This window comes from Pseudomonas chlororaphis subsp. chlororaphis, from assembly GCF_003945765.1.
GTDB classification, from domain to species: Bacteria; Pseudomonadota; Gammaproteobacteria; order Pseudomonadales; family Pseudomonadaceae; genus Aquipseudomonas; species Aquipseudomonas chlororaphis.
Genome location: NZ_CP027712.1, coordinates 228,860 through 249,806 on the forward strand (window position 1 = coordinate 228,860; position 20,947 = coordinate 249,806).

General features: G+C 63.5%; 22 protein-coding genes and 1 tRNA gene. 19 read left to right on the forward strand and 4 right to left on the reverse strand.

Features of this window, described 5'->3' with window-relative positions; all coding sequences use genetic code 11:
- Window positions 1-2: 2 nt before the first annotated feature.
- From C4K27_RS00965 to C4K27_RS00980, 4 genes are all read left to right on the forward strand, one after another.
- Window positions 3-1,754: a vWA domain-containing protein gene (locus C4K27_RS00965; protein WP_053259203.1), complete on the forward strand. Its 1,752-nt coding sequence runs from the start codon at window positions 3-5 to the stop codon at window positions 1,752-1,754.
- 37 nt (window positions 1,755-1,791) lie between these two features.
- The gene (locus C4K27_RS00970; RefSeq protein ID WP_053259535.1) at window positions 1,792-2,373 is read left to right on the forward strand and encodes an RNA polymerase sigma factor; all 582 of its coding nucleotides are present in this window, start codon (window positions 1,792-1,794) and stop codon (window positions 2,371-2,373) included.
- Window positions 2,370-3,119 carry a hypothetical protein gene (locus C4K27_RS00975; protein ID WP_053259204.1) on the forward strand — a complete coding sequence of 250 codons (750 nt, stop codon included), beginning with the start codon at window positions 2,370-2,372 and terminating at the stop codon, window positions 3,117-3,119. Before C4K27_RS00970 ends, C4K27_RS00975 begins: the two co-directional genes overlap by 4 nt.
- An 82-nt stretch (window positions 3,120-3,201) precedes the next feature.
- The gene (locus C4K27_RS00980; RefSeq protein WP_053259205.1) at window positions 3,202-3,393 is read left to right on the forward strand and encodes a hypothetical protein; all 192 of its coding nucleotides are present in this window, start codon (window positions 3,202-3,204) and stop codon (window positions 3,391-3,393) included.
- A 12-nt stretch (window positions 3,394-3,405) separates the two neighbouring features.
- Here C4K27_RS00980 and C4K27_RS00985 read toward each other — a convergent pair whose 3' ends face one another.
- On the reverse strand, window positions 3,406-3,957 hold the full coding sequence (locus tag C4K27_RS00985) for a hypothetical protein (protein WP_053259206.1): 552 nt from the start codon (window positions 3,955-3,957) through the stop codon (window positions 3,406-3,408).
- 459 nt (window positions 3,958-4,416) lie between these two features.
- Between C4K27_RS00985 and C4K27_RS00990 the strand changes: the two genes are divergently transcribed.
- Window positions 4,417-4,674, forward strand: a complete 258-nt coding sequence (locus tag C4K27_RS00990; protein WP_053259207.1) for a hypothetical protein — start codon at window positions 4,417-4,419, stop codon at window positions 4,672-4,674.
- Between the two features lie 107 nt (window positions 4,675-4,781).
- Here C4K27_RS00990 and C4K27_RS00995 read toward each other — a convergent pair.
- A tRNA-Arg gene (locus C4K27_RS00995) sits at window positions 4,782-4,858 on the reverse strand.
- 233 nt (window positions 4,859-5,091) lie between these two features.
- On the opposite strand from C4K27_RS00995, the gene C4K27_RS01000 reads away from it, so the two are divergent.
- The 10 genes from C4K27_RS01000 to C4K27_RS01045 all read left to right on the forward strand — a co-directional run bounded on the left by C4K27_RS01000 (window position 5,092) and on the right by C4K27_RS01045 (window position 13,461).
- The gene (locus tag C4K27_RS01000) at window positions 5,092-5,805 is read left to right on the forward strand and encodes a Crp/Fnr family transcriptional regulator (protein WP_053259208.1); all 714 of its coding nucleotides are present in this window, start codon (window positions 5,092-5,094) and stop codon (window positions 5,803-5,805) included.
- Between the two features lie 89 nt (window positions 5,806-5,894).
- Complete coding sequence (locus C4K27_RS01005; RefSeq protein ID WP_173613327.1) at window positions 5,895-6,425, forward strand: RNA polymerase sigma factor; 531 nt, start codon at window positions 5,895-5,897, stop codon at window positions 6,423-6,425.
- Window positions 6,426-6,544: 119 nt separating this feature from the next.
- Window positions 6,545-6,772, forward strand: coding sequence for a RebB family R body protein (locus C4K27_RS01010; protein WP_007930328.1), 228 nt, complete (start codon window positions 6,545-6,547; stop codon window positions 6,770-6,772).
- 18 nt (window positions 6,773-6,790) lie between these two features.
- Window positions 6,791-7,498, forward strand: a complete 708-nt coding sequence (locus tag C4K27_RS01015; protein WP_053259210.1) for a hypothetical protein — start codon at window positions 6,791-6,793, stop codon at window positions 7,496-7,498.
- A gap of 93 nt (window positions 7,499-7,591) precedes the next feature.
- Entirely contained in the window at window positions 7,592-8,056 is a 465-nt protein-coding gene (locus C4K27_RS01020; protein WP_053259536.1) for a hypothetical protein, read from the forward strand.
- An 85-nt stretch (window positions 8,057-8,141) separates the two neighbouring features.
- The gene (locus tag C4K27_RS01025; RefSeq protein ID WP_009041621.1) at window positions 8,142-8,456 is read left to right on the forward strand and encodes a RebB family R body protein; all 315 of its coding nucleotides are present in this window, start codon (window positions 8,142-8,144) and stop codon (window positions 8,454-8,456) included.
- Between the two features lie 52 nt (window positions 8,457-8,508).
- Window positions 8,509-8,820, forward strand: a complete 312-nt coding sequence (locus C4K27_RS01030) for a RebB family R body protein (protein WP_025808521.1) — start codon at window positions 8,509-8,511, stop codon at window positions 8,818-8,820.
- 365 nt (window positions 8,821-9,185) lie between these two features.
- Window positions 9,186-10,628, forward strand: a complete 1,443-nt coding sequence (gene gabD / locus C4K27_RS01035; RefSeq protein ID WP_007930336.1) for an NADP-dependent succinate-semialdehyde dehydrogenase — start codon at window positions 9,186-9,188, stop codon at window positions 10,626-10,628.
- A 186-nt stretch (window positions 10,629-10,814) separates the two neighbouring features.
- Window positions 10,815-12,092, forward strand: a complete 1,278-nt coding sequence (gene gabT / locus C4K27_RS01040) for a 4-aminobutyrate--2-oxoglutarate transaminase (RefSeq protein ID WP_009041624.1) — start codon at window positions 10,815-10,817, stop codon at window positions 12,090-12,092.
- Between the two features lie 139 nt (window positions 12,093-12,231).
- On the forward strand, window positions 12,232-13,461 hold the full coding sequence (locus tag C4K27_RS01045) for an HDOD domain-containing protein (protein WP_053259211.1): 1,230 nt from the start codon (window positions 12,232-12,234) through the stop codon (window positions 13,459-13,461).
- Window positions 13,462-13,879: 418 nt separating this feature from the next.
- On the opposite strand, the gene C4K27_RS01050 is transcribed toward C4K27_RS01045, so the two are convergent.
- Both C4K27_RS01050 and desA read right to left on the reverse strand, forming a co-directional pair.
- Window positions 13,880-14,872, reverse strand: coding sequence for a GGDEF domain-containing protein (locus C4K27_RS01050; RefSeq protein ID WP_053259212.1), 993 nt, complete (start codon window positions 14,870-14,872; stop codon window positions 13,880-13,882).
- Window positions 14,873-15,120: 248 nt separating this feature from the next.
- Window positions 15,121-16,305 carry a delta-9 fatty acid desaturase DesA gene (gene desA, locus C4K27_RS01055; protein ID WP_007921512.1) on the reverse strand — a complete coding sequence of 395 codons (1,185 nt, stop codon included), beginning with the start codon at window positions 16,303-16,305 and terminating at the stop codon, window positions 15,121-15,123.
- Between the two features lie 145 nt (window positions 16,306-16,450).
- Here desA and dibA point away from each other — a divergent pair, with 145 nt between their 5' ends.
- From dibA to cysT, 4 genes are all read left to right on the forward strand, one after another.
- A complete protein-coding gene (gene dibA, locus C4K27_RS01060) occupies window positions 16,451-18,370 on the forward strand; it encodes a phosphodiesterase DibA (RefSeq protein WP_053259213.1) in 1,920 nt (639 codons plus the stop codon).
- Between the two features lie 299 nt (window positions 18,371-18,669).
- Window positions 18,670-18,852 (forward strand): sulfur starvation response protein OscA, encoded by a 183-nt coding sequence (gene oscA / locus C4K27_RS01065; protein ID WP_007921516.1) that lies wholly within the window; start codon window positions 18,670-18,672, stop codon window positions 18,850-18,852.
- Between the two features lie 155 nt (window positions 18,853-19,007).
- Entirely contained in the window at window positions 19,008-20,018 is a 1,011-nt protein-coding gene (locus C4K27_RS01070; protein WP_007921518.1) for a sulfate ABC transporter substrate-binding protein, read from the forward strand.
- A 106-nt stretch (window positions 20,019-20,124) separates the two neighbouring features.
- On the forward strand, window positions 20,125-20,943 hold the full coding sequence (cysT, locus tag C4K27_RS01075; protein ID WP_007921521.1) for a sulfate ABC transporter permease subunit CysT: 819 nt from the start codon (window positions 20,125-20,127) through the stop codon (window positions 20,941-20,943).
- The last annotated feature ends 4 nt before the right edge of the window (window positions 20,944-20,947 follow it).

Genomic DNA, 20,947 nt, shown 5'->3' on the forward strand with positions numbered 1-20,947 from the left:
CCATGTTCCTTCCTCCGTATTTCCTTCGCCCCGCCGTTCAGGGGTGCGCCGCCGGGTTGCTGTTGGCCATGGCCGGTTGCGGCCCGTCCTCGCCTGAGACCCGGGGCGCTGCCTTGCCCGCCCCGGAGGCGGTAGAGCCGCAGGCCGCCGTGCCCTCGCCGAGCGAGGCCCCGCGCGCCGATGTGATCCTGGCCGGATACAACAACGCCAAGGCGCTCGCCCCGGCACCCATGCACGCCTCGATGATGACGCGCGAATCGCTGCCCGCCGGTTATCGCGCCGAGCCGCGGGAGCAGTACCAGAACCTGCCGGACAACCCGATCCACAGCGTGGCGCAGGCTCCGGTCTCGACCTTCAGCGTCGACGTCGATACCGGTGCCTACGCCAATGTCCGACGCCTGCTCAACCAGGGCAGCCTGCCGCCGGAAGGCGCGGTGCGCCTGGAAGAACTGGTCAATTACTTCCCCTACGATTACGTCCTGCCCGACGACGGCTCGCCCTTTGGCGTGACCACCGAGATCGCGCCGTCGCCCTGGAACCCCCACACCCGCCTGTTGCGCATTGGCATCAAGGCTTCGGATCGCACCGTCGCCGAACTGGCGCCGGCCAACCTGGTGTTCCTGGTGGACGTATCCGGGTCCATGGATCGCCGCGAGGGCCTGCCGCTGGTGCAAAGCACCCTCAAGCTGCTGGTCGACCAGTTGCGCGAACAGGACCGGGTGTCGCTGGTGGTCTATGCCGGTGAATCGCGGGTGGTGCTGGAGCCCACTTCCGGGCGCGACAAGGCGAAGATCCGCAATGCCATCGAGCAACTGACGGCGGGCGGCTCCACTGCCGGTGCGTCGGGCATCCAGCTGGCGTATCAGATGGCCCGGCAAGGCTTCATCAAGGACGGCATCAACCGCATCCTGCTGGCCACCGATGGCGACTTCAACGTCGGCATCAGCGACTTCGACCGCCTCAAGCAGATGGCCGTCGAGCAGCGTAAAAGCGGTGTGTCGCTGACCACCCTCGGCTTTGGCGTGGACAACTACAACGAGCACCTGATGGAGCAACTGGCCGACGCCGGCGATGGCAACTATGCCTATATCGACAACCTGCGCGAGGCGCGCAAAGTCCTGGTGGACCAGCTCGGCTCGACCCTGGCGGTGGTGGCCAAGGACGTGAAGCTGCAGGTGGAATTCAACCCGGCCCAGGTCAGCGAATACCGCCTGCTGGGTTATGAGAACCGCGCGCTGAAACGCGAGGACTTCAGCAACGACAAGGTCGATGCCGGCGAGATCGGGGCCGGGCATACGGTCACCGCGCTGTATGAAATCGTGCCCAAGGGCGAGCAGGGCTGGCTGGAGCCGCTGCGTTATGGCCAGGCCCCCACGCAGCCGCAATCGAGCATCAAGAACGACGAACTGGCCATGCTGCGGGTACGCTACCAGGCACCGCAGGGCGGCGGCAGCCGGCTGATCGAGCGGCCGATCCTGGCGTCGCAACAGCACGGCAAACTCGTCCAGGCCAGCGATGATCTAAGATTTGCCGCAGCCGTGGCGGCGTTCGCTCAGCAGCTCAAGGACGCTCGTTACACCGGCGACTTCGGCCTCAAGGACACCGTCGCCCTGGCTCGCGGGGCCAAGGGCGAAGACCGTTTCGGCCTGCGTGGCGAGTTCGTGCAACTGGTGGAACTGGCGCAGAGCCTGCAGACTGCCGCTCCGGCGAATCAGCCGGGCCGTTCCGGGGAGGCGTTGAGCCGCCGTGAGTAACGTCATGACGAGCCACCAGAAGGAGTTCAGCACGACCATGCCTGCGGCGAATCGACCAGAGCCCGCCAGCAGCGACGAAACGCTGCTGGCGCGTTATCGCGCGGGCGACAGCGCTGCCTTCGAGGTCCTCTACCAGCGGCATCGCCAGGGGTTGTACCGGTTTCTGCTGAGCCTGTGCGACAAGGCCGAGCTGGCCGACGAGGTCTACCAGGACACCTGGCTCAGCCTGATCCGCACCACCAGTGCGCCACAGGGCCGGGCCAGCTTTCGTACCTGGCTGTACCAGATCGCCCGCAACCGCCTGATCGACCACTGGCGCAAGCACGGCATCCGCAACCCGCTGCACGACAGCTACGACGAGCAGTTGCACGACCTGGCCGATGACGCCAGCGGCCCGGAACAACACCTGAGCCTGAGCCGTGAACGGCAACGCATCGACGCCGCCTTGCAGGATCTGCCCGCCGACCAGCGCGAAGTGTTCCTGCTGCGTGCCCACGGCGAACTGGAGTTGCCGCAGATCGCCAGCCTTACCGATACGCCGCTGGAAACGGTGAAAAGCCGTTTCCGTTATGCGCTGAAAAAACTGCGTCGGCTCCTGGCCGAGGAGGTACTGACATGACTGACGCCCGACAGCTTCCCCCTACCGAAGAAGAGCGCATGCTCGAGCACATTCGCCAGCACAGCCATGGCGAGCCGCCGGCCAGCCTCGACGCCCTGATCATGGCCACGGCCCGCCGTGAAGCCCCGGCGCCCCGGCCTTCCCTGTGGCAACGCTGGTTCGATCTGTGCCGCCAGCCACGCTGGCAAGTGGCGTTCGCCGGTCTGTTCGGCGTGACCCTGCTGCTGGGCGTGTTGCAGCGCTCTCCAGAACCGACACCGAGCCAGGCATTCGCTCCCGCGCCGGCACCCATGGCAAAGGCCGCTGCCCCGCAGCTTGCACGGCGCCAGGCCGAGTCCGCGCCCGCCGGCGCTGCCCCTGCGGAATCCGCCCGTGCGGAATCAACCATGGAGGAGTCGAACCGCTTCGAACTGGCCGCGACGCCGGATGCGGCCGCTGGCGTCTTGTCGGCCCCCGCTCCCGCAGCACCCGGGGCGGGCCTGCCGCTGACCCATGACACGCAAGCTTTCACCGCCAAGCCTTATGAGTCCCTGGGGCACCTGGCGTCATTCCCGGGTAAGGAGCAGGGCAAGGAGCCGGTTGAACGCCATGCGTCGGAGTCGATCCTCGACGACGCCCTGCGCGAGGTATTGCGGTTGCGCAAGATCGGCCAGGACAAGGTCGCCGACCAGTACATCATCGCCCTGAAGCAGCGCTTCCCCGACGAGGAAATTGCCGAGCGGCTGGAGGCCTTGCAGCAACCCTGAGGGCAAAACGCGCGCAAGTAATGGCCTGGCACCACGAAAACGCGCACTATCGAGGCAGTTTCCTGAAAGTGAGAGGCTGGCCATGGCGCCACGCATCGACCGTATCGCTGCACTGCTGAATTGCCCGACCAAGGGCGCGGATATCCGCCAGGCCATCAAGGAGAGTCGCAAGGACTTTCTGCTCGAGGCCGGTGAAGAAGATGAAGACCCGCAACAGGCCCAATCTGCCGCGGATCAGGATGAAGCGGCGCCGCAGCGGCAGACGCCAGACTGAAACCCGGCGCGTTTACTTGCGGGCGGGCGCGCGTTTCACGTTCTGGCCCTTGGCCTCGATGGCCAGGGCAATCGCCTTGTAGCAGTCGTAGAACAGTTCCTGGTTCTTGAACATGTTCTCCACCAGTTCCATCTTGCCGTCGCTGTGCTGGACGCGGATGAAGCGCTGGTTGAAGACTTCCACCAGCTCGACGTCCGAGATATTGATCAGGCGAATCTCGCGGATCTTCGAACTGAAGTTACTGACCGGGGCCACCAGCTTCTTGTCCGTCAGCACCACATAACGATTGCCGGCACCGCGCAGGAAGATCAGCGCCCCCGCGGCGGCGACGGTCATGGCCACGCCCAGGACGCCGAGCAGTTGCATGACCAGATGACCATTGAGCCCCAGGGCCTCTATCAGCCGGATCACGCTGTTGTTCTCGCTGGGTGTGCCGAACACCGCGAACAGCGAAAGCCCGCCGAAGACCAGGCCCGCCAGGGTCATTTTCTTGTAGTTGGGCCCGTAGTAATAACGCGCCTGGTGAGAGGGCGCGGTGTTGCCGGAAAGGTTCGGGATATTCATCGTGTGGGGTCTTCCATGAGTCTGGCGAGAAACGGTATGCGCTCGGCAGTGGGCCGGGCGCGTGAATGGCATCAGGGGAGGCATCATCGCAAAAAAGATTGGAGACACCTAAAGGGCTTTCGGGGAGAAAAGGCTTCACCAAGAAGCGAAATACCTCACAACCAATGCAGCCAATCCGCCTTGTCCCTCCCAAACCTCCCTCCCTATAGTTCTTCCTGTCGCTGAAAAATCAGCGACCGGATTTGGCGATCCGTTTAAAGTTAGGCGCAGTCGTGTCATCGACTCCTTGCGTGTGCACTTTGTGTGCGGGCAATGGTGATCCATGGCGGCTGTGCGCGGGAGACCTCAGGGTCTGCCGGGTTTACTAACTTACCGGTTCGCCAACCCGCGTACGGCTGCCACCCACTCGTTTGGCGACGAGATCGGCAGTCTTCTTAACCAAGTTAGGGATGACATGTCATGTCGAAGTACATACCGCTGCAAACCAATTTTCCTGATTGTCCTGTTCTGCTGATCGATAGTGATGAGCCGATAGCGCATGTGTTGGATTGTGCTCATCAGCGGATCAAGGCCGGGACGGATCTTCTGGAAAGCCTCACTTCGGTGACGATCAAGGGCGTCGAGGATGCTGATCTTTATCGGCTGACCCACGCGGCTTATTTGCTGCTCAGGGAAGGGGTGGACTTATTGGAGGTTGCGCGGCGAGGGGTTGATTAGTTTAGGCGCGCCAATATCGACAAACTGCCCAAGGTTCTTTGACCCACTCAAATGCCAGAAACGAAAAAGCCCCAGGCTATGCGACCTGGGGCTTTTGCGTTTCTGGCTGGCGCACTCGGCGGGATTCGAACCCACGACCCCTGCCTTCGGAGGGCAGTACTCTATCCAGCTGAGCTACGAGTGCAGTGCGGGCGACATCATACCCATGTCGGCTTGGGGCGTCCATGCGGTTTTTTTTCGCGTGATGATTGGTCGTCGCCTCGCTGTTTATCTTGACCTTTGCGATACCCGCAAGCCCCCTCGCCCCATTCACAAGTCCTCCTCTCGGACGTCCCTTTGTTTGCTTTGCTCTATGGCTTCAAGCGCTCTAACCGCTGCGTGCTCGCGCAGCGATTTCCTACCAGTCAAGGCGAACGCATGCATTCAAAAGGCGCGGTAATGCTCGATTTTTCGTTGCGTCAGACTCTGCTGGCACGCTCCGACCTGTTCAGGGGGCTGCCGGACACATTGATCCGTTATGTGGCCACCCATGCCGTGGAGCGCTCGTTGAGTGACCGGGAGGTGCTCTACCTCAAGAGCGAGGCGCTGGACTTCATCGCGCTGGTCGCCGAAGGGCAGGTGTATTCGGTGATTCATGGCCCGGACGGGCGCGAGCAGATTGTCGGCAGCGCCGGCGTCGGCCAGGTGGTGGGCGAGTCGGCGCTGATCGAGGGCCACGCCCGGGAAACCTCGGCCTTCGCCTGCGGCCCGACCCGGGTGCTGCTGTTGGGGCGGCGGCATTTCCGGGCGCTGTATGACGAGCCGCTGTTCTGGCAGCGCGTGTTGATGCTGCTGATGACCCGCCTGATGAAGATCCTGGAGTTGCTCGAACTGGTTTGCCTGCATCGCCTGGAGTCGCGTTTGGCGCGGTTCCTGCTGGCCAATATCGATGACTTCGAGCTGGCCCCAGCGACCTGTGCGGCGGTGCCGCGCAACCAGGGCATCCTGGCTTCGATGCTCAATACCAGCCGGCCGAAGCTTAATGTGCAGTTGCAGCTGTGGCGGCGTTCGGGGGTGATCAGCTGCCAGAGCGGCCGCCTGGTGATCAACGATGTCGAGCATTTGCGGCGCAAGGCCTGCTCGCTGAATTAATTGTCCAACTGTTCCCCAGGTAACAGCGAACGCCTGCTGCGCGATCAGAGACTGTCGGCTCATCAAGGAATGCACAGGGAGTGCTGGCGATGGGATCTTCTCGTGAAGTGGCGGCGGTCGATCGGTTGTTCGAGGCAAGCTGGCGAGCGGTGTACCCCGAGCTGATGCGCCGGGCCAACCGGCGAGCCAGGGGCAACCTGGCCCTGGCCCAGGAGTGGCTGTCCAACACGGCCGTGAAAGCCCTGCTGTTCTTCAGGCGTTCCCCGGAACGCATACGAGAGCCGCAGGGTTTTCTGTTTCTGGTGCTGGACCATGTGTTTCTCGACAGCCTGCGGCGCAGTAAGCGTGAAGGGCAGCTGTTCGATCATTCGATCGACCTTGAGCACGATCACCAGGCCCTTCTCGCCGCGCCTTGCCTATCGGTGTTCGAGTACACCGAGCGGTTCGAACGACTGGTGCAGTTGGGCAATCGCGTGGAGCAACTGCCATTGCTCCAGCGGCGGTTGTTTGAAATGCGCTTTGTCGAGGAATTGCCGTACCCGCAGATCGCCGCCGAGCTGGGCATCGCCCAGCCCCTGGTGCGCAAGCGCGTGCAGTTGCTGCGGGCGGCGCTGCGTTGACAGCGCTTTTGCGTTCACAGCCGTGGATGCCGGGCGTTCTTGTGTCATGAGCACCTGAAACCGTCGACGAGTTCACCGTCAGCGCGCCTGCGCTGGCGCCTTCCATCAAGGAGAGATGTATGCCAGAGGTCAACAGCCAGATTACCGACGCTGTAACGCAAACCAACGTCAAGGTGGTGGCCGAGGCGCCGGCCCAGGCCATTGCCTCGCTGTACCAGGTGGCCAGTCATTCGGCGGGGCTGTCCCTGCAGAACGCGGTCAACAGCCAGCAGGCGTTGAATCAGATCTCCAATGCGGTGATCTCCAAGGCGGTGTCGCTGATCATGCAGATCGGCGAGAAGCCTTGACGCCTGGGGAGATGCCTCATGTTCTGGTTCAAGAAAAAACCCGCTGCCGCCGTCGAGCCGGAGACTGACGCCACGTCGGCGACCGACCCCGAGGCGGTCGATCCCAAGCCAAGCGATACCGAACCGCGCAATCCCAGGCCGAGCAATCCCGAAGCCGCCGAGCCTACGGCTGCGGGGCCCCAGGTTGCCGATCCCACCCCAGCGGGCGACTCCCCGCCACCGAGTACTCCCAGCAAGTCGCCGCGCACGGTGATGGACCGCATGAACGACTACATGATGGTCCAGGTCGCGGCGCCGCCGACCGGCAGCACCGATGCGCTGAACAGCCAGATCGTCGAGGCGGTGCAGTTCACCAACGCGCAGACCTTCAGCTATGCCCCGGCGCAGATCGCCATTGCCCCGGACATGATGATCAGCCAGGCCGCCGGCTTGGTCGCGCAATCGGCAGCGGGCTATTTCGACGGGGTCAGCAAGCTGGCGCTGGCGGCCCAGGCGGTATTGCTCGAGCAGATGACGAAAAACATCGTCGAAAACCATCCCGAAAAAGCCGCCGAGGACGCCTTGGGCGCCCTGGCCACCGACCTGCTGGTGGGGGCGGCCGCTGCCGTTGCCGCAGCGGCCGGCGCCCTGGAGGCGACAGCGGCGGGTGTTGCCATCGACAAGATCGACGAGAGCATCGCCAAGTACAGCAACACCCTGGCCAATCGCGGCGCGCCGCCGTCCTGATTCACGCCGTCCTGGCGTCATGAGCACCCGGTCCCGGAGCCCCACCGGGACTGGGCAGCAGCACGTTCTTTAATGAGCAAGGAGGAGGCCGAGATGCCCCAGGAAAATTCCGACTCGCTAGCGAGTCTTTATCAATTGGCCGATGCGCTCAACCTGAGCCTGTCCGCGGGCGAAAAGCAGATTCTCGAAGCCTGGATGCGCAGCGAGCCGCGCACGGGTGTCATGGATCGGGTGCTCAACCAGACCCAGCACCTGATCGAAAACGAGAGACAACGCACCCGCGACTTGATGGAGCAGGCCAGGGTCAGCGAAAGCAGCCTGCTGGGCAGTCCCCAGCAGCGCGAAGCGGTGATCCGCCAATGGCTGGCGGCCAAGCAACAGGCGACGGTTATCGATGCGCCGGAGGAGCCTGTGCGGATGCTCAGCAGCGCGCAGAACCAGCTGATCCGCCAGACCGTCGAGGAAGCCGTGCAAGCGCGGATGCTGGGGCTGGTGCAGCAGGTCGAGGCGGTGCTTTCCCGTATCGACCAGGCAGGCGACGCGCCGGAGGACCCTTGAGCATTTGCTCGTTCACAGCCTGTGTTTTGCCACGTTCATTGGTTAACACGGAACCCGCCGTGTACTAAACAAAGGAAGTTGAACCATGCCATTAGTCAACGAGCAAATTACCGACGCGGTCACCCAGACCAACGTCAAAGTGGTGGCCGAATCCCCAGCGATGGCGATGAGCACCATCTACCAGTCCATGGGCCAGGCGACGGCGATTCTGTTCCAGAACGCTGTTTCCGCCCAGCAGCAGCAAAATACCCTGGCCCAGGCCGCCACCAACCAGGGCGTGATGCAGATCTACAGCGTCGATACCACCGCCGGCGCGGCGGCGACCGAAAAAGTCGCCCAGGGCGGCGTGGCCGACAACCTGACCAGCCTGCTGACAGTCCTCAAATCGTTCAACCCTTGATCGGGCGAGCGCTAACGGAAGTTGTTCTTTCTTGAAATAAGGAGTTTCACCTATGAGTACAGTCAGTCCGCAAATCACCGACGCCGTGACCCAGACCAACGTCAAGGTCGTGGCCGAAGCGCCGGCCATGTCGATGGGCACCATCTACCAATCCCTGGGGCAATCCGTAGCGATCCTGTTCCAGAACTCGGTCTCGGCCCAGCAACAGCAAAACACCCTGGCCCAGGCGGCGACCAACCAGGGCGTGATGCAGATCTACAGCGTCAACACCACCGCAGGCGCGGCGGCCACCGAGAAAATGGCCCAGGGCGGTGTCGGCGACAACCTCGCCAGCCTGCTGACGATCCTCAAGTCGTTCACCTAAGGCCTGGCCCTGGAACAACCCCGCAGCCTTCCGGCTGCGGGGTTTTTTGCGTTTGGTACGCCCAACCCCCTGTAGGCGCGTCTGCTCCCAATCGCAGGGACGGTGTCGTTGATCCGAAAGATTCTGCCAAAGCGGCGTTTTCGTTCTTTTTTTCGAACAGCCTATTGCCCTGTCCCCTGGTTGACCCTAGGATTCGTTTGAGATTTCAAACGCTCTTGTCAAAGAGCCGATCCGCCCGTCTATTCTGACAGGCGCTATTTCTGTGCTTGAGCCCGGTAACAGTTTTTCCTGACGGCAGCCTGTCAAGGCGCCTTTCAACAATCACAATTCGCTCCGCCCCGCGCGGTGCTGTTAAGGAAACCGACATGCAGCTTAAAGACGCCCAGTTGTTCCGCCAGCAAGCCTTCATCGATGGGGCTTGGGTCGACGCGGATAACGGCCAGACCATCAAAGTGAACAACCCGGCCACGGGCGAAATCCTCGGCACCGTGCCGAAGATGGGCGCTGCCGAAACCCGTCGTGCCATCGAAGCCGCCGACAAGGCCCTGCCGGCCTGGCGCGCGCTGACCGCCAAGGAGCGGGCGACCAAGCTGCGTCGCTGGTATGAGCTGCTGATCGAAAACCAGGACGACCTCGGTCGCCTGATGACTCTGGAGCAGGGCAAGCCACTGGCCGAAGCCAAGGGCGAAATCGCCTACGCCGCCTCCTTCATCGAATGGTTCGCCGAAGAAGCCAAGCGCATCTACGGCGACGTGATTCCCGGCCACCAGCCGGACAAGCGCCTGATCGTGATCAAGCAGCCGATCGGCGTGACCGCGGCCATCACCCCGTGGAACTTCCCGGCGGCGATGATCACCCGTAAAGCCGGCCCGGCCCTGGCCGCTGGTTGCACCATGGTGATCAAGCCGGCCTCGCAGACCCCGTTCTCGGCCCTGGCCCTGGTCGAGCTGGCGCACCGCGCGGGCATTCCGAAAGGCGTGCTGAGCGTGGTCACCGGCAGCGCCGGCGACATCGGCGGTGAGCTGACCAGCAACCCGATCGTGCGCAAGCTGTCCTTCACCGGCTCGACCGAAATCGGTCGCCAGCTGATGGCCGAATGCGCCAAGGACATCAAGAAGGTTTCCCTGGAGCTGGGCGGTAACGCTCCGTTCATCGTGTTCGACGACGCGGACCTGGATAAGGCCGTCGAAGGCGCGATCATCTCCAAGTACCGCAACAACGGTCAGACCTGTGTCTGCGCCAACCGCCTGTACATCCAGGATTCGGTCTATGACGCCTTCGCCGAGAAGCTCAAGGCCGCGGTGGCCAAGCTGAAAATCGGCAACGGCCTGGAAGACGGCACCACCACAGGTCCTCTGATCGACGAAAAAGCCGTGGCCAAGGTCCAGGAACACATCGCCGACGCCCTGGGCAAAGGCGCGACCCTGCTGGCCGGCGGCAAGCCGATGGAAGGCAACTTCTTCGAGCCGACCATCCTGGTCAACGTGTCGAAAGACGCGGCCGTGGCCAAGGAAGAAACCTTCGGTCCGCTGGCGCCGTTGTTCCGTTTCAAGGACGAAGCCGAAGTGATCGCGATGTCCAACGACACCGAGTTCGGCCTGGCCTCGTACTTCTACGCTCGCGACCTGGGCCGTGTGTTCCGTGTGGCCGAAGCCCTGGAATACGGCATGGTCGGCGTCAACACCGGGTTGATCTCCAACGAAGTCGCGCCGTTCGGCGGTATCAAGGCCTCGGGCCTGGGCCGTGAAGGTTCCAAGTACGGTATCGAGGATTACCTGGAAATCAAATACCTCTGCCTGGGCATCTGATACCCGCGCCAAGGCATGGTTTTAAACGCCAGGGGCACGAGAGCGCTGTCCCCTGGCGTGCTGTAAACGATATTTCAGTAGTGGCCGGGATAGCCGGGGCAGTCGATCATCGCATGCTGCCGCGGTTGCCTCCCCGCCACGTCATCCTTGAACCACGCCGACCGATGAGCGGCGAATGAGGACACTATGAGCAAGACCAACGCATCCCTGATGAAACGCCGTGAAGCCGCCGTACCGCGCGGTGTTGGCCAGATTCACCCGATCTTCGCCGACTCCGCGAAGAACGCCACGGTAACCGACGTTGAAGGTCGCGAGTTCATCGACTTCGCCGGCGGTATCGCCGTACTCAACACCGGCCACCTGCACCCGAAAGTCGTCGCCGCGGTGACCGAGCAGCTGAACAAGCTGACCCACACCTGCTTCCAGGTCCTGGCCTACGAGCCTTACGTGGAACTGTGCGAAAAAGTGAACGCCAAGGTGCCGGGCGATTTCGCCAAGAAAACCCTGCTGGTGACCACCGGTTCCGAAGCCGTGGAAAACTCGGTGAAGATCGCCCGTGCCGCCACTGGCCGCGCCGGCGTGATCGCCTTCACCGGCGCCTACCACGGTCGCACCATGATGACCCTGGGCCTGACCGGCAAGGTCGTGCCTTACTCGGCCGGCATGGGCCTGATGCCAGGCGGCATCTTCCGCGCGCTGTACCCGAACGAGCTGCACGGTGTGAGCATCGACGATTCGATCGCCAGCATTGAGCGCATCTTCAAGAACGATGCCGAGCCACGTGACATCGCCGCGATCATCATCGAGCCGGTGCAGGGCGAAGGCGGTTTCTACGTCGCGCCTAAAGAGTTCATGAAGCGTCTGCGCGCCCTGTGCGACCAGCACGGCATCCTGCTGATCGCCGACGAAGTGCAGACCGGCGCTGGCCGTACCGGCACCTTCTTCGCCATGGAGCAGATGGGCGTTGCCGCCGACCTGACCACCTTCGCCAAGTCCATCGCTGGCGGCTTCCCGCTGGCCGGTGTCTGCGGCAAGGCCGAATACATGGACGCCATCGCGCCAGGCGGCCTGGGCGGCACCTACGCCGGTAGCCCGATCGCCTGCGCCGCGGCCCTGGCCGTGATGGAAGTGTTCGAGGAAGAGCACCTGCTGGACCGTTGCAAGGCGGTCGGCGAGCGTCTGGTGACCGGCCTCAAGGCCATCCAGGCCAAGTACCCGGTAATCGGCGACGTGCGTGCCCTGGGCGCGATGATCGCGGTCGAGCTGTTCGAGAACGGCGACAGCCACAAGCCGAACGCGGCCGCCGTGGCACAGGTTGTTGCCAAGGCGCGCGACAAGGGCCTGATCCTGCTGTCCTGCGGCACCTACGGCAACGTCCTGCGCGTGCTGGTTCCGCTGACCTCGCCGGACGAGCAGCTGGACAAGGGCCTGGCGATCATCGAAGAGTGCTTCTCCGAGCTCTGATCCCGCCTGTGACCCGATCGACAAAAAGACCCGCCTCGGCGGGTTTTTTTGTGCCGATCGAGGCTGCGCAGTGCATTTGCGTTGTATGCAAGCCTCGGCATTGACTAAGGTGCAAGGGATTGCCCAGGGAGCGTGCTGCATGACTGCTGTGGATTTACCCGCTGTACCGCGAGTGTTGATTGCCGAGGCGGACCCTTGGTCGCGCGATTTGCTCAAGCAGGTGTTGTTGAATGTACGTTGCGACGCGCGGCTGGACGTGTGCGCCGACGGTCAGGAAGCCCTGCAACTGCTGGCCGAAAACCCCTATGACCTGGTGATTGCCGACTGGGAGTTGCCCGGCATCGACGGCCTGGGCCTGCTGCGCAGCGTGCGCCAGCGCAAGCGCAACCCGGTGCTGCCGTTCATCCTCATGAGCAGCCGCAACGACAGCGCCAGCGTGCGCGAAGCCCTGCCGCTGGCGCCGACGGCCTACCTGACCAAGCCGCTGAACATGGAAGGCCTGACCCAGCGCCTGCAGGACCTGCTGCTGGACCCCGGCCAGGAAGTGTCGTGCGAGGTGCCGACCCTGGCGCCGGGCATGACCCTGTGGACCTTTCTCGAGCGCCGCCGCGAGCTGGCCGACGGCGCGCCGTTGCTCGCCGATGTGCAACTGGCGGTGAAGCGCAGCCTCAACCCCGACGGTCTCGACCTCAAGCTGCTGGAAGAAGAGGTACGCACCGACCCGCAGATCAACGCGGTGCTGATCGCCGCGGCCAATAGCGCCGCCCAGCACCATGGCAACGCGGTGCAGACCCTGGCCCAGGCCCTCCACCGGCTGGGTACCGGGCAGAGCATGAACTTGATTCTCGGCCTGGCGCTCAAGCGCAGCGCGCGCCTGAGCGACCCGGCCCTGGGCGATTACGCCGAGCGTTACTGGGAACTGTCGCTGCACACCGCGGAATACGGCCGGACCCTGGCCCGCTTGCTGGACCTGGACCAGGAGCGCTGCTATTGCGCCGGCATGCTGCATCGCCTGGGGGACCTGGCGCTGCTGCGTTGCCTGCAAGAGTGGAAGCAGGCCGGTGGCGCGCTGGACGATATGGAAGAGATCGGCGATGCCCTGGCACAGTTCGGCGCGGCCTATGGTTCGGCCTTGCGCACCCGCTGGCGCCTGCCGCTGGAGCTGCGCGAGCTGATTGCCTCGGCCTACCAGCTCGGTGGCGGGGTTTATTCCCGCGAGGCCCTGGTGATGAACCTCTCCGCCCAGCTCGCCCGCCTGCGGCCCTCCGAGGGCCTCGAAGAGCTGGCCGACAGCAAGACCGCGCGCCTGCTCAAGATCGGCCTGCCGGAGCTGGTTCGCCTGCGTAAAACCGATACGCGAGAAGCGTGAGGACGCCGCGCAATCCTGTAGCCGCTGCCGAGCCCGCGAGGCTGTGTTCGGCGGCGCAGCCGCCGCAAAACCAGCCCACGCGGTGTGCCTGATGCAACGCGGAGCCTGCTTTGCGATGGCTGCGCCATCGTTCGCAGCCTCGCGTTGCTCGGCAGCGGCTACAGGTGCGCAGCCGGCTGAGGTGCTGAGCTTTCGCAGTACCTCTTTTCGCAGCTCTTATTGCGTTTGGCCAATTCATGAACCCCCCGTACCTCGTAGCCGCTGCCGAGCCTGCGAGGCTGCGATCGGCGGCGCAGCCGCCGCAAAACTAGCGCACGCGGTGTACCTGATGTAACGCGGAGCCTGCTTGGCGATGGCTACGCCATCGATCGCAGCCTCGCGGGGCTCGGCAGCGGCTACGGTGGGTTGCAGTTGCGACCTACCCCGAAACGATCCGGTTCTTGCCTTGGCGCTTGGCTTCGTACATCGCCGCGTCGGCGCGGGCGAAGAGGCTGTCGAGGTTTTCGTCGTCGGCGGTGAGGCTGGTCAGGCCCTGGCTGACGGTGATGCTGAACTGCTCCTCGCCATGGCTGAAGGTCAGGCGCTGGATTTCCCGCTGCAGGCGTTCAGCAACCTGGCGCGCCATGTCCGGGGCGCAACCGGGGAATAGGGCGGCGAACTCCTCGCCACCGATACGCCCGAACAGGTCGCCACGGCGCAGGGTCGCGCGGCCGGTCTCGGCGATACGTTGCAGGACGTTATCGCCCTCGGGGTGGCCGTAGGTGTCGTTGACCACCTTGAAGTCATCGATATCCAGCAGCAGGAAGGCCAGCGGCGTGCCTTGCTGGCGCGCCTGCTCGAATTCGCGGTTGGCACATTCGAAGAAGTGCCGGCGGTTGCTGCTCTGGGTCAGCACGTCGGTGGTGGCCAGGCGTTGCAGCTCGGTTTCCAGGTGCTTTTTCTCGGTGATGTCCTCGGCCAGGCCGACGATGATCACCCGGTCCCCGGGGGCGGCATTGCGATTGATGAAGCACTTGTCGCTGAGCCAGCGGACCTGGCCCTGGGCATCGATGATGCGGTATTCGCGGTCTTCCACCGCGCCTTTTTCCAGCACCTGGGCCAGGGTCCGCTCGGCGTATTCGAGGTCGTCGGGGTAGACGCTGTCGCGCCATTCGTTGGCGTCGGCCAGCAGCAGGCCGGCGGAGCGGCCGAAGATGCGTTCATACGCCGGGCTGACATACAGCACTTGGCGGGCTTCCCAGTCGAAGGCCCAGAGCACGGCATTGACGCTGACCAGCAACGAGCTGAACAGCTGTTCTCGTTCTGTCAGCCGGGCGACCTCGCCCTGGGCATGCATCAGCGCCATCAGGGTTTGCGCGGCCTCGGGCCACTGGGGAAAAGCGGATGGGAGTTGTGGGTTCTTGTTGACCATCGGCACCGATCTCAAAGCGCTCGCCGCTCGGGAAACGAAGCGGCCACGGAAAGCCCGCCTGGATGGCGAAGTGTTGCTTGAGATAGGGGATTGGCGACGAAGTTCCCGTTTGCCGCGGTCTGGGAGCTGGCACCCGCTGGGCGGTCACGGTGGCGCGGAGGACGGGCTGGAGTTCATGGGGCGGGGAGGGCAGCGAAGCCCACCCGCCACGGCAGCCGGGCTCGCCATGGCAGGTGAACGGGCCAGCGTCAGAGGCTGGCGGGACGCAGCGAGTAGGTTTTCAACTGGCTGGCGAAGTCGCGCAGCGATTGGATCCCGCTGGCCTCGGCTTCGTGGACCCAGTCCTTGATCGCCGCCAGCATGTCGTGGCCGTTGGAGCTGGTCTTGGCCCAGATCTGCTGCAGCGCCAGGCGCTTTTCGTAGATCACTTTCAGGGCCTGGCTGTGCTCCAGCATGTTCTGGATACGCGCATGGTGGCGCTCTTCCAGCAGGCTGGTCTCCCGCGACAGCAGGCGCTTGGCGCGATGGAACTGGTGGCGCACCGAGTGATCGACCTTGTCCAGCTCCTGCTTGACCAGCGGCGCGATCACCAGCTTGCGGTACTGGGCCATGATCTGGAAACGGTTGTTGAGGATCGCCATCGCCGTGTCCATGTCCAGGTGGCCCTTGCCTTCGACCCGGTGGGCGATCGGCGCGACCCGCTGCACCTTGGCCAGGCGCAGGAAGCTGAACACCTTGATCCAGGCCCAGCCCAGGTCGAACTCCCACTTCTTCACCGACAGCTTGGCCGAGTTGGGGTAGGTGTGATGGTTGTTGTGCAGCTCTTCGCCGCCGACCAGGATGCCCCAGGGCACCAGGTTGGTGGCCGCGTCGCGGCATTCGAAGTTGCGATAGCCGACCGCATGGCCCAGGCCGTTGATCACCCCGGCGGCCCAGACTGGGATCCACATCATCTGGATCGCCCAGATGGTGATGCCGATGGTGCCGAACAGCAGCAGGTCGATCACCGCCATCAGCGCCACGCCGCCCAGCTTGTAGCGCGAGTAGAGGTTGCGCTCGATCCAGTCGTCCGGGCAGTTCTTGCCGTAGATGCGCAGGGTTTCCGGGTTTTTCGCCTCTTCGCGGTACAGCTCGGCGCCTTTGCGCAGCACCGTGGACAGGCCCTTGATCACCGGGCTGTGGGGGTCATCCTCGGTCTCGCATTTGGCGTGGTGCTTGCGGTGGATGGCGGTCCACTCGCGGGTGTTCTGCGCCGTGGTCAGCCACAGCCAGAAGCGGAAGAAATGTTTCAGGCCGGCATTGAGCTCCAGGGAGCGGTGGGCTGAATAGCGATGCAGGTAAACCGTGACGCCAACGATGGTCACGTGAGTCATTAACAGGGTGACTGCCACCAGTTGCCAGGCCGACAAGCCAAGAAAACCTTCGTACCACATAGGCTGTAGGGCCCTCGATAAAGAAAAAACAGCAGTCGCATTATCACCGAGCCCACAGAGAAAACCAGTCGCCCTTTCAGATAAGAGTGGCGAGATGTTTCTTCCTCTATAATCCCAAGCTTTCCGTAAGGACATTGACGACCTTATGTCGGTTTCTTCCCGCGACGCTTTGCGCGCAGCCTTGCTCTATCTCTTGTTGTCTGTGGTGTGGTTGCAGCTCAGTGGTCATTTATTGAGCAGTTTCTTCGATGAGTCGAACGATCTGGCGCGCTGGCAACTGATCAACGGGTATCTCTGGGCCCTGGTCAGCGCGGTCCTGATCTTCATCGCGCGGGGCCGCCTGCTGCGTTTGCTGGGTGCCGACTCCTGGCTGCATCACCAGCGCGAGGACCGCGAGCGTCTGCGCCAGGCGGCCGCCGTGTTCGATTGCACCCGCGAAGGGGTGCTGGTCAGCGACCGCCGGGGCCAGATCGTCCACGTGAACCGTGCGTTCATCGAGATCACCGGCTATCAGCGCGACGAGGTGCTGGGCCGCCAGCCGAGCCTGTTCAAGTCCGGGCATCACACGGCGGATTTCTACCAGGCCATGTTCGATTCGCTGAACGCCACGGGCGAGTGGAGCGGCGAGATCTGGAACCGGCGCAAGTGCGGCGAGATCTACCCGCAGTGGCAGACCATCCGCGCCATCCGCGATGACGACGGCCAGCTCAGCCACTATGTCGCGGTGTTTTCCGACATCAGCGCGATCAAGGATTCCGAGCACGAACTGGCCCACCTGGCGCACCACGATCCGCTGACCGACTTGCCCAATCGCCTGCTGTTCACCGACCGCGCCGAGCAGGCCCTGGCGTCGGCGCAGATCCACAAACGCGGCTGTGCGCTGCTGATGGTCGACCTGGATCACTTCAAGATGATCAACGACAGCCTCGGACACAATATCGGCGACCGCCTGCTCAAGGCCGTGGCCCAGCGCCTGCAAGGCATGTTCGGCCCGGGCATCACCCTGGCGCGGCTGGGCGGCGACGAGTTCGCGGTGCTGGTCGAGAGCTGCGCGCAGCCGGGGCAGGCCGCGGTGCTGGCGCAGCGCATCATCGACGGGGTGAAGCAGCCTTTCCTGATGGACGAGAACCAGCTGTTCATCAATGCCAGCATCGGCATCAGCCTGTTTCCCAGCGATGCCCTGAGCGCCGAGCAACTGTTGCGCAATGCCGATACGGCGCTGTTCAAGGCCAAGAGCGCCGGGCGCGACAGTTACGCGCTGTACACCGAGGAACTGACGGCCCACGCCCAGCAACGGGTGGAAATTGCCTTCGAATTGCGCCGCGCCCTGGAGCAGCAGGAGCTGCGGGTGTTCTACCAGCCGGTGCACGACCTTGCCAGCAGCCGCCTGGTCGGGGTCGAGGCGCTGGTGCGCTGGGAGCATCCGCAGCGTGGCCTGGTTCCGCCTGGGGAGTTCATTCCGATTGCCGAGCGCGCCGGGCTGATCGCCGAGATCGATGCCTGGGTCATGCAGCAGGCCTGCCGGCAGATGTGCCAATGGCAGGCGGAGGGCATGGCGTTGTCGTTCGTCGCGGTGAATGTCTCCAGCCGCCTGTTCGCCCGCCGCGAGCTGTACCAGCAGGTGGCCCAGGTGCTGCACGACACTGGCCTGGACCCGGCCTACCTGGAGCTGGAAGTCACCGAAAGCGCGGTGATGGAAGACCCGGAAGTCGCCCTGGAGCAGATGCACCGCCTGCGCGAACTGGGGCTGCGCCTGGCCATCGACGACTTCGGCACCGGTTATTCCTCGCTGCTGCGGCTCAAGCGCCTGCCGGTGCAGAAGCTGAAGATCGACCAGGGTTTTGTCGCCGGCCTGCCGGGGGACGAAGACGACGCGGCGATCTCCCGGGTGATCATCGCCCTGGCCCAGAGCATGGGCATGCAGGTGCACGCCGAAGGCATCGAACAGGTGGAACAGGCGCGCTTCCTCCTCGACCAGGGCTGCGACCTGGGCCAGGGCTACTGGTTCGGCCGCCCGGTGCCGGCGGCGCAACTGCAATGGAACCGGGCGCCGCAGATCCACTGATTGCCAGGCTTGCATCGATTCCACCCAATGTAGCCGCTGCCGCAGGCTGCGATCGGCCGGGACGGCCGTGGCGCGTGAGGACGTAGGAGGACCTGCGGTCCTATCGCAGCCTGCGGCAGCGGCTACAAGGTTTCCTGCCGCCTGAAGAGACGCAACCCCGCGTCAATTCAAATAATTTCTTCTGGTTATATAAACATTCTTAAATAGTATTTTTAAGAATATCTGCGCCTATCTACTATTGCCCTCACGCCGCAAGCAGTGCCGCCACTGCCAGGCACATCTCATTCAGGAGCAACACCATGAGCGCATCTCTTCGTAGCGTTGACGGCCAGGACGAACAAACCATCTTGCGCGAGATTCAAAGCGCATTGCGCGACCTGCGTTTCGGCGCGGTGGAAATCACCGTGCACAACGCCCAGGTCGTGCAGATCGAACGCAAGGAAAAGTTCCGCCTGCAACACCCTGGCAACAAACCAAGCTGAACGCCGCACCACCTCTCGCCACGAGAGGCCCGACTGGACAACCGGAGGGCGTCATTCATGACCCCCAATCTGAACCCCAGCGTTCGCCCACGAATGCGGGCCTGATTCGCCATAAGAAAAATGCCAGCACATTAAAAAATTTCGGGAGCTCCATCATGTCGTCGATTCGCCGTTATGCCCTGGCCGCCCTCGCCAGCGCCGTTTTTGCCGGTTCCGCCGTTGCCAAGGATTACGAGTTGCTCAACGTGTCGTACGACCCGACCCGCGAGCTGTACCAGGACTACAACAGCGAATTCACAAGCTTCTGGAAAAAGGAACACCCGGGCGACAACGTCAAGATCCAGCAATCCCACGGTGGCTCGGGCAAGCAGGGCCGCGCGGTGATCGACGGCCTGCGCGCCGACGTGGTGACCCTGGCCCTGGCCGGCGACATCGATGAAATCGCCAAGCTCGGCAAGACCCTGCCGGCCGACTGGCAAACACGCCTGCCGGATGCGAGCACGCCCTACACCTCGACCATCGTGTTCCTGGTGCGCAAGGGCAACCCCAAGGGCATCAAGGACTGGGGCGACCTGATCAAGAAAGATGTGTCGGTGATCACGCCGAACCCGAAAACCTCCGGCGGCGCCCGCTGGAACTTCCTCGCCGCCTGGGCCTATGGCCTGAAAGCCGGTGGCAGCGAAGCCCGTGCCCAGGAATACGTGAAGGAGCTGTTCAAGCACGTACCGGTGCTGGATACCGGCGCCCGCGGCTCGACCATCACCTTCGTCAACAACGGTCAGGGCGACGTGTTGCTGGCCTGGGAAAACGAAGCCTTCCTGGCATTGAAGGAAGACGGCGGCGCCGACAAGTTCGACATCGTGGTGCCTTCGCTGTCGATCCTCGCCGAGCCGCCCGTGGCGGTGGTGGACAAGAACGCCGAGAAAAAGGGCAACACCGAGATCGCCGAGGCCTACCTCAAGCACCTGTACAGCCCGGCTGGCCAGGAGATCGCGGCGAAGAACTTCTATCGCCCGCGGGACAAGGACGTCGCGGCCAAATACGCTCAGCAGTTCCCCAAACTGGACCTGGTGACCATCGACAAGGACTTCGGCGGCTGGAAAACTGCCCAACCGAAATTCTTCAACGATGGCGGGGTGTTCGACCAGATCTACCAGGCGCAGTAATCTTCAGTGGCGAGCCCCGGGCGGCAAGACATCCAGGGCTCGCCGAACCGCCAGAGCAATAGGCCCGGATTCGTTTCCGGGCTTTGCGTGTCAACCAAGGACTTTTATGTCGCGTCGTATCTCCCCCGTCATACCCGGCTTCGGGCTGACGCTGGGCTACACCTTGGTGTACCTCAGCCTGATTGTGCTCATACCCCTGGCGGCGATGTTCGTGCATGCCGCCCAACTCACCTGGGATCAGTTCTGGGCCATTGTCTCGGCGCCGCGGGTCCTCGCCGCGCTCAAACTGAGCTTCGGCACGGCGCTGTACGCGGCGATCATCAATGGCGTGATCGGCACGCTGCTGGCCTGGGTGCTGGTGCGCTACAGCTTTCCCGGACGCAAGATCATCGATGCGATGATCGACCTGCCGTTCGCCCTGCCCACTGCCGTGGCCGGTATCGCGCTGACCGCGCTGTACGCGCCGACCGGCCTGGTCGGCCAGTTCGCCACCGACCTGGGTTTCAAGATCGCCTACACCCCCCTGGGTATCACCCTGGCGCTGACCTTCGTCACCCTGCCGTTCGTGGTGCGCACCGTGCAGCCGGTGCTGGCCGACATTCCCCGTGAGGTCGAAGAAGCCGCCGCCTGTCTCGGCGCCAAGCCCTGGCAGGTGTTCCGCCACATCCTGGTACCGGCGCTGCTGCCGGCCTGGCTGACCGGTTTTGCCCTGGCCTTTGCCCGGGGTGTCGGCGAGTACGGCTCGGTGATCTTCATCGCCGGCAACATGCCGATGAAAACCGAAATCCTGCCGCTGCTGATCATGGTCAAGCTCGACCAGTACGATTACACCGGCGCGACCTCCATCGGCGTGTTGATGCTGGTGGTTTCCTTTGTCCTGTTGCTGCTGATCAACCTGTTGCAGCGGCGCATCGAACGACCTTAAGGAG